Origin of the sequence: Bartonella sp. AP40SXNS (assembly GCF_042195825.1) — a bacterium.
Lineage (GTDB): Bacteria > Pseudomonadota > Alphaproteobacteria > Rhizobiales > Rhizobiaceae > Bartonella.
Genome location: NZ_JBHIPB010000101.1, coordinates 1 through 827, shown reverse-complemented (window position 1 = coordinate 827; position 827 = coordinate 1). Strand labels below are relative to the sequence as shown.

1 protein-coding gene is annotated in these 827 nt (G+C 48.4%); it reads right to left on the bottom strand.

The window, feature by feature from the left end:
• Positions 1 to 827, bottom strand: an 827-nt coding sequence (locus ACFILZ_RS09980; protein ID WP_375611075.1) for a phage tail tape measure protein, incomplete at both ends; no start/stop codon positions are given.

Below are 827 nucleotides of genomic sequence, written 5' to 3'. Positions count from 1 at the left end.
ATCAATTGAAGAAGCCCAAGACGTGTGCCAGCCATGGTAAAGCGCAACACGCGCAGAGCAATATTAAAAGCCATCAGGGCAGCAATGGTTTTGATAATGGCACTTGTTAAAGTGGGATGGGCATTCGCCCACGCCATAAGCCCATTAGTAAAATTGCCAACAGTTTCCATGAGACTGTTGAGAGGAGGCAGAAGCACTTCACCAATGGTGATGCCCAGAGCCACAATACGGTTTTGCAAGAGTTCAAATTGCCGCATAGCACCGGTTGCTTGTTTGTCGGCTTCTTGCTCTACCGAGCCTTTAAAGACTTGTGGATCTTTCACATAATCTAAAGCTTGCCCTAACAATTCGGGGTTGCCCACCAATTTGGCAAAATCACCAGTAAAATCGCGCCCCGCAATGGCAATCAGCGAACGCATGCCCTGTTCGGATTTACCCAACACATTAAAAAAGCGCACCAAGGTGCCGGTGGCATCTTTGTCGAGATCTTGCATAAATTTTTCGCGAGAAAGCCCGATATTGGCAAAAGCATCTTCAATATGTTTGCCCCCTGCCTGAATGCGCGCACTCATGGCATTAAAACCACGCGCAGCACTCTCAGGAACAATCCCAGCAGAAATCATCGCTGTACCAAATGCCGCGGTTTCGCGGGCTGTCAACTTAAACATGGTTGCCGCACCGGTGGCACGATTGGTAAAATCAGACACTTCACTGGCTTTTGCCGCCATGTGGTTCGAGAGATGATTGATAGCATCGCCTAGATCTTCAATGCCTGCTTGATTAAGCTTAAAGACATTGCGCAATTTGGCAAAGCGCTCCCCAATCTG